Source organism: Burkholderia sp. BCC1640 (assembly GCF_902833125.1).
Taxonomy (GTDB): Bacteria; Pseudomonadota; Gammaproteobacteria; order Burkholderiales; family Burkholderiaceae; genus Burkholderia; species Burkholderia diffusa.
Genome location: NZ_CADFEF010000004.1, coordinates 245,498 through 252,561, shown reverse-complemented (window position 1 = coordinate 252,561; position 7,064 = coordinate 245,498). Strand labels below are relative to the sequence as shown.

Sequence of the window (7,064 nt, the reverse complement as noted above, 5' to 3'; positions counted from 1 at the left end):
ATCACCAGCCACCCACCAGGCCCGGTGACAACACCCCCCGGATCATGACTGCGACTGGGGGCGAGAATCATGCCGGGCCTGGCTGGCCAAAGCCCCGATTATCGGGGCACGAAGATAGTAACGGGGCGCACAGCGTTCCTGATTGTTTTGCGTGCCGGTTGTCCACACGCGACATTCGGGCGCTACGGTCGCACGAACATCACTTTGTCGAGTAAGTCCCGAGAATCTCGCCGGCTTCCGGGGAGATCACGTACTTGATCGACGTCCCGAGCGGGCTCGCATTGCCGAGCCCACGCATGCCGGGAGGCATCTTCGCCACGAAGGTCACGCTGATGACTTAGTCCTCAGGCCCAGGATCCGTTCTGGCCGCACTTTCGTCCGTGATACAGACCCTGCCCGGTCTTTGCAAACTCTTCACAGGCAGCCCCCAGACCGAGCAGCGCCGCGATATCGAGATCGACGGAGCATCGGCCGATGGTCCCGAAATTCAGCTTGGCCATCCGTCACCCTTAGACATCGCGTTCACCTTACGCTTCTTTCTGCACGGCCATCAATTCCCTTAAGCAATCAGCACACGTTGCCGTCAGTAGTCCGATGGCTGCTTCCATCGACTCGTCGTCGTTAAAGCGGTAGACACCCCCTCCTTCATGCGTACCGCCCAGCTCGCGCACTTTCGCCTCTTCGGATTCCAGCATGTAGCCGGGATACTCGATTTCGTGCCGCACGAGCAGCAGCGGGACGATCCGACGGCCGCCCTTCCAGTTGCTGCGGTCGTTAATGAGGTCGGATACGGTCCGCGTCACGAGCTCGCCGCCTACGAGTCCGTGGGACAGGCAATTCATCAGCGGCATCGCGTCACCTGTTTCCCCGAAACTGCCGGTGGCTTCGCGCCTGCCTCGAGAAAATACGACGACTCGTCGGGAATGACGCCATCCACGTAACGCCTGTCTTCCCACAGCAAGCGCCATCGCGTGCGCACGGCCAGCTCCATTGCATCTCTGACGTTCGGCGCTCGCGTTCCTCTGCCCAGGTAATTGAAGCACCCCCTGTTCGGGAACACGCGGCAACCGCCCACCGGCACGATGCCAAGCCACTTCGATCGCTCGACGGTAACGGGTTCCCAGATGCCGTCGCAAGGCACTTTATCGCCGGACTTGATCATCAGGCCGACTGGTTCCGGAATCTCCTGCAAGTCCTCCGGAAACACCGGATACGGCAGCGTGTAGAAGCTGTGTTCGTATGCATGCGGTGAAAGCAGCAGCCCAACCGAGCACAGTTGTGCGAGGTCGGTATATCCCGGCTCGAACGGCGCATACTCCATCTGGTATTCCGATGCGTGCAGCAGTCGAACAAGCGCATCGACCTTCGGCGGGTACGGGGCAGCCTGCGCACCGCGATCCCAGTAATCGGGATGAGGGAAGAAATACGCGTTCAAATGGTTGTACCGATCGACCACATATTGCAGCGGCTCGCCGCGCTGCCGGACGAACCGACACCCTCGGGCCAGCTCGGACAACCCTCGATCGTAGGCCGCAAGGATCTCGAAGATCATCGGCAGATTATTTGCCGGCATGGGCTCCGGATCATCCGCGGACTGGTTCTTCACCGCGTTCTCATATTCATTCGCGAAGATCGCAAACGCATCGCGCTTGCGCTTCCAGAGAGAAAAGCTGGTCAGCCGTTGAAGCAGCCAGAAGATCCTGCGCCGCGTCGTGTCGTCCGTCATGTCGTACGACGGTGGCGTGTTTGTCATAACGGATCCTCGTGCAACCGCGGCCACATCGGCCATCAGCACCCGTGACGCGGCCAGCGATATCCGTCACCAGCTCTGATCGACGGGGGCCTTCATCGATCGTCGGGATTGAACCTCATGTTGAATCGTCGGCGCTTGACCCGACAACGATCCTGAACCCCGGCGATTCTACAGATACGAGCGTTCGAACTGGTCACCGGCTTCGACGTCGCTTGATCCATCCACCGCACGCAGTGCATATCCTGCCCGGATCACAGTCGACGGACTGTGCTTATCCAAAGGTGTTACCAGAGTTCGTATACATACGTAGTGATAGTTAACAAGCTAGGTGCCTCACAGTGGATAACCTCCGTAACGCCCTGAATTTCCAAGACGAATCGGAACGCATAACCACCGGCGATGCACACGCAAAACTCTGTGAAGCACAGAACAACTTTTCGTCGATTCACAGCCACGCCGACATATCCTCAATCGTTCCACTGTGAATCCAGAGGCTTGCCGGACGGTTATCCAGAGGGCAATGTGGATAACATCACAGCGCATCGACACGTTTTACTGTGATGCGAAGCAGTGAAGCCAACGTGCCCGGCATCGCGAGACTTCATCGATCGTCGACACCCGCACACGCCCGATTCAAAAAATTTTCACGAAGGGACTTGCGCACCTCCAAAACCCTCTCTATAATTCGCGGCTTCTTAGGCTCGTAGCTCAGTTGGTTAGAGCACCACCTTGACATGGTGGGGGTCGTTGGTTCGAATCCAATCGAGCCTACCAACGAACAAAATGAAGGGGTCTGGCAGTGCGCATTGCCTACGGGCAATCCGGCTCGCCAACATACAAACGCCACGCGGCAACATCGCGTGGCGTTTTTCTTTTTGCGGTCGAAATAGCGCATGTACGCGCGCGATGCTCCATGTGCGATACATGCACGACTGGCGGCCAGCAATCGACAAGGCAGGGCACAAAGCCCTCGCTCGTCAAGCATCAATGCAGATGCTTCAACTTGTCAGGATTCCGCACGACATAGATCGCGACGATCTTCCCGTCTTCGATCTCGAGCGCCGTGGTCTGCAACTCGCCGTCGGCTTCCAGCGTGACGAAACCCGGCAACCCGTTGACGAACCCGGCACGCACGAGCGTCGACGCATGCGTGGCGAACAGCCCGGCCAGGTATTCGTGCACCTTCATCACACGCTCGAAGCCGAACACCGGCGTGCCCGCGGCCGACCGCTTGCCGCCGCCGTCCGAATGCAGGCTCACGTCCTCGGCGAGCATCGCACCGAGCGCGCCCATGTCGCCGCTGCGTGACGCCGCGAAGAACGCCTCGGCCAGCTCGATCCCGCGCTGCTTCTCGACATGAAACCGCGGCCGCGCCTCGCGTACATGCGTGCGCGCCCGCGCCGCAAGCTGCCGGCATGCAGCCGGGTCACGCTGGATCGTCGTCGCGATCTCGTCGAACTCGAGGCCGAATACGTCGTGCAGAAGAAACGCCGCGCGTTCGAGCGGCGAGAGCCGTTCGAGCGCGAGCATCAGCGGCAGCGTGACGTCCTCCTGTTCATCTTCCTCGACGACCGGCTCCGGCAGCCACGGGCCGATATACGTCTCGCGCTGGTGCCGCGCGGACTTCAGCTGGTCGAGACACATGCGCATCACCATGCGGCGCAGGAACGCCTCGGGCACGCGCACCTCCGTGCGATCGACGTCCATCCAACGGATGAACGCCTCCTGCACGATGTCCTCGGCGTCCGCGACGGAACCGAGCATCCGGTACGCGACGCGGATCAGCGTGCGACGCAGCGGATCGAAGCTCGCCGCAGCGTCGTCCCGGTCTTCGGCGCTGCCCGCGGCCGGATCGAGGTCGGTCATCAGGCCACCATCTTCGCGGCAGCGGCTTTCGCTTCAGCCGGATCGACCCACAGCCCGAAGCCGACGGCCAGCCGGTTCCAGCCGTTGATCACGTTGATCATTACTGTGAGTTTCACCTGTTCCTCCTGGCTGAAGTGGTCGTTCAGCGCCGCATACGCGGCTTCGTGCGCGCCATGGCCCTCCGACAGCCGCGTGAGCGCGTCGGTCCAGCCGAGCGCCGCGCGCTCGCGGTCGGTGTAGCAGGGCGCTTCGCGCCACGCGGCCAGCAGGTTGATGCGCTGCTCGGTCTCGCCTTGCTCGCGCGCCTCGACGGTGTGCATGTTAAGGCAGTTCGCACACGCGTTGATCTGCGATGCGCGGATCTTGACCAGCTCGATCAGCGTCGGCTCGAGGCTCCCGGCGGCGGCGACCGATACGGTCATCCAGTTCTTCATCAGCGCGGGGGCGGCGGCAAACGGATTGAGTTTCGCAGTCATGGTTCCTTCTCCTTTCGTGTGGGTTCCGGTGATATGACGAACGAGCCCCCCGCGCGTGTGACATCGACGCGAAAAATTTTTCAAAAGCCGGGAAGCGCACGGAGGGCAGGGCAGTTGAACATCGCACCGACGGCCGCGATGCCAACGTGCGGATCGGGGCCGATGTCGACTGCATGACGCCGTTCCTCCGGTGCACCCGGATCGTCGACCTTTCATGCGTGCCGCGCGGCTGTCATGAGGCGACGGTAATGCCGACGCGCAGGCATGCCCTTTGCGTTCGACCTCTCGGCCCCGCCATCACGGGCATCGACGGTTCGTTACGCCGCCGCTGCTCGAAGCGCGAGTGCTTTCATTTTTCTTTCGTCTTCGTTTCGCCCGAAATCCGATTCGCGACGTTCACATTTCTGGCCCATACTGTTCTGCACGGGCAGATGAAGTGTCGCCGCACCAGCGGCCCGGCGCGCGCGCCGGCTGCCCGACGACGCAGCATTGAAGGTCGCACGTCAGCCGCGCGCATCCGAGCGCAAGGCTTTCCTTTTTCCGGCAACGCAACGCAGCGAATCGCGACGTGGACGGTAAACCGATGAGCCTCCTTGCATCCCAGCTTCAGCGCCGTTATCAGGACGTGCGCGCCCATAGCGTCGCGTTGACGGCGACGCTGTCCGCCGAAGACCAGGCCGTGCAGTCGATGTCCGACGCGAGTCCCGTGAAATGGCATCTCGCGCATACGACCTGGTTCTTCGAAACCGTCGTACTGATGCGCCGCGTGCGCGGTTACGCGCCGTTCGACGACGCGTTCCAGTTCCTTTTCAATTCCTATTACGAAGCGCTTGGCCCGCGCCATCCGCGGCCGCAGCGCGGGCTGCTCACGCGTCCGTCGCTCGACGAGGTGCATGCGTACCGTCAGTACGTCGACGACGCGATGCTGCGCGCGCTCGACGGTGCCGATCCGACGATGCTCGCCGCGATCGCGCCCGAGATCGAACTCGGCCTGCATCACGAACAGCAGCATCAGGAGCTGATCGTCACGGACATGCTGCATGCGTTTTCGTGCAACCCGCTGAAGCCCGCGTTCTGGCCGCGCAACGGCACCGATGGGCATGCGGCCCTGGCCGCGGGCGATGCCGGCCCGTTGCGCTGGCTGCAACAGCCGGGCGGACTCGTCGAGATCGGCCACGACGGCGACACGTTCTCGTTCGACAACGAACGGCCGCGCCATACGGCGCTCGTGCGTCCGAGCGAGATCGCGAACCGTCTCGTGACGAATGCGGAATTCGCGGCCTTCATCGCGGACGGCGGTTACGCACGCCCTGAATACTGGCTGTCGGACGGCTGGGCGACGGTGCAGCGGGAAGGGTGGCGGGGGCCCGCTTACTGGATTTCCGACGACGATGGTGAGCGGGAAACCGTACACGCATGGCGCGCGTTCGGTCTGCACGGCGTGGAGCCGCTCGCGCCCGATGCGCCCGTGTGTCACGTGAGCTTCTACGAAGCGGCCGCGTACGCGGAGTGGGCCGGTGCACGCCTGCCGACCGAATTCGAATGGGAAGCCGCAGTCGGCGCGGACGGTATTCAGCAGATGCTCGGGCACGTGTGGCAGTGGACGCGTTCGTCCTACGAGCCGTATCCGGGCTTTCGGCCGCTCGCGGGCGTCGCCGCCGAATACAACGGCAAGTTCATGGTGGGCCAGCAGGTCCTGCGCGGCAGCAGCATCGCGACGCCGCCGGGGCACGAACGGCCGACGTACCGCAATTTCTTTCCGCCGGCCGCGCGCTGGCAATTCACGGGAGTGCGACTTGCGCGAGACGTCTGATCTGACGGCCACGAGCGGTGGCCTGCAACCCGCCCGCGATTCGCGGCCGAGCGCGTTCGAGCGCGATCTGATCGACGGACTGTCGCGCACGCCGCGCAGCATTTCGCCGAAATACTTCTACGATGCGGCCGGCTCGGCGTTGTTCGACCGCATCTGCGAGTTGCCCGAGTACTACCCGACACGCACGGAACTCGGCATCCTGCGCGATCGCGCGGCCGAGATCGTGCGGCGCGTCGGCCCGCATGCGGACATCGTCGAATTCGGCGCGGGCTCGCTCGAGAAGATCCGCGTGCTGCTCGACGCATGTGCGGACAACTACGCGAACGCGCCGGCGCGCTACGTGCCGATCGACATCTCGGCCGACTACCTGCACGGCGCCGCCGCGCGGCTGCGTGCCGCGTATCCGTGGCTCGACGTCGCGCCGATCGCGGCCGACTACACGAAGGCCGAGCAACTGGCCGAACTGACGGAGACGCCGCGCCGGCGCATCGGCTTCTTCCCCGGCTCGACGATCGGCAACTTCTCGCCGGAGGAAGCCGATGCGTTCCTGCGCGACGCCGCGCGGCTGTTGCGCGGCGGCGGCCTGCTGGTCGGCGTGGATCTCGTGAAGGACGCGCGCACGCTGCATCGCGCGTACAACGACGCGCAGGGCGTGACCGCGCGGTTCAACCTGAACCTCCTCGCCCGCGCGAACGCCGAGCTCGGCGCGGACTTCGATCTCGACGCGTTCTCGCATTACGCGTTTTACGACCGGGAACGGCAGCGCATCGAAATGCATCTCGTCAGCGATATCGCGCAAGCGGTGCACGTGCGTGGCCATGCATTCCGCTTCGAGGCGGGCGAGCACATCCACACGGAGAACTCGCACAAGTTCACGATCGACGGCTTCCATGCGATCGCGCGCCGGGCGGGCTTCGAGCCCGACACCGTATGGACCGACGCGGACAATCTGTTCAGCGTGCACTGGCTGCGCAGCGTCGACGATATCCGCGCGTAACGTTGTTCGATCGGGGCGCACGGCGTGCGTCGCCGGCGCGCTTTTCGGCAAAAATTCCCGCCTTTGCCGATTCGATGCGCCGTCGCAACGGCGTGTCGAATCGCGCGCCACCCTTGTCCTGCAAGGCTTTGCGCCTCCCCGTAAACGTCCGTTACCGGT

Annotated in this window: 8 protein-coding genes and 1 tRNA gene; 4 read left to right on the top strand and 5 right to left on the bottom strand. The window is 63.3% G+C overall.

Going from position 1 to position 7,064, the window contains the following annotated elements:
• Positions 1-344: 344 nt before the first annotated feature.
• From HWX25_RS33380 to HWX25_RS07100, 3 genes are read right to left on the bottom strand one after another with little or no spacing between them, the layout of a single operon-like run.
• Entirely contained in the window at positions 345-500 is a 156-nt protein-coding gene (locus HWX25_RS33380) for a hypothetical protein (protein ID WP_244138740.1), read from the bottom strand.
• A gap of 27 nt (positions 501-527) precedes the next feature.
• On the bottom strand, positions 528-851 hold the full coding sequence (locus HWX25_RS07105; RefSeq protein WP_175907866.1) for a hypothetical protein: 324 nt from the start codon (positions 849-851) through the stop codon (positions 528-530).
• Positions 842-1,753, bottom strand: a complete 912-nt coding sequence (locus HWX25_RS07100) for an Imm72 family immunity protein (protein WP_175907864.1) — start codon at positions 1,751-1,753, stop codon at positions 842-844. The genes HWX25_RS07105 and HWX25_RS07100 overlap by 10 nt, the downstream gene beginning before the upstream one ends.
• Before the next feature lie 697 nt (positions 1,754-2,450).
• Here HWX25_RS07100 and HWX25_RS07095 point away from each other — a divergent pair.
• Positions 2,451-2,527, top strand: a tRNA-Val gene (locus tag HWX25_RS07095).
• Positions 2,528-2,737: 210 nt separating this feature from the next.
• Here HWX25_RS07095 and HWX25_RS07090 read toward each other — a convergent pair.
• Both HWX25_RS07090 and HWX25_RS07085 read right to left on the bottom strand, forming a co-directional pair.
• Positions 2,738-3,619 (bottom strand): sigma-70 family RNA polymerase sigma factor, encoded by an 882-nt coding sequence (locus tag HWX25_RS07090; RefSeq protein WP_175907862.1) that lies wholly within the window; start codon positions 3,617-3,619, stop codon positions 2,738-2,740.
• Positions 3,619-4,095, bottom strand: a complete 477-nt coding sequence (locus tag HWX25_RS07085; RefSeq protein ID WP_175907860.1) for a carboxymuconolactone decarboxylase family protein — start codon at positions 4,093-4,095, stop codon at positions 3,619-3,621. The genes HWX25_RS07090 and HWX25_RS07085 overlap by 1 nt, the downstream gene beginning before the upstream one ends.
• 173 nt (positions 4,096-4,268) lie before the next feature.
• Between HWX25_RS07085 and HWX25_RS07080 the strand changes: the two genes are divergently transcribed.
• From HWX25_RS07080 to egtD, 3 genes are read left to right on the top strand one after another with little or no spacing between them, the layout of a single operon-like run.
• Positions 4,269-4,682 (top strand): hypothetical protein, encoded by a 414-nt coding sequence (locus HWX25_RS07080; RefSeq protein ID WP_175907858.1) that lies wholly within the window; start codon positions 4,269-4,271, stop codon positions 4,680-4,682.
• A complete protein-coding gene (gene egtB, locus HWX25_RS07075) occupies positions 4,679-5,908 on the top strand; it encodes an ergothioneine biosynthesis protein EgtB (protein WP_175907856.1) in 1,230 nt (409 codons plus the stop codon). Before HWX25_RS07080 ends, egtB begins: the two co-directional genes overlap by 4 nt.
• Positions 5,892-6,905: an L-histidine N(alpha)-methyltransferase gene (gene egtD / locus HWX25_RS07070; RefSeq protein WP_059690691.1), complete on the top strand. Its 1,014-nt coding sequence runs from the start codon at positions 5,892-5,894 to the stop codon at positions 6,903-6,905. The genes egtB and egtD overlap by 17 nt, the downstream gene beginning before the upstream one ends.
• Positions 6,906-7,064 lie beyond the last annotated feature (159 nt).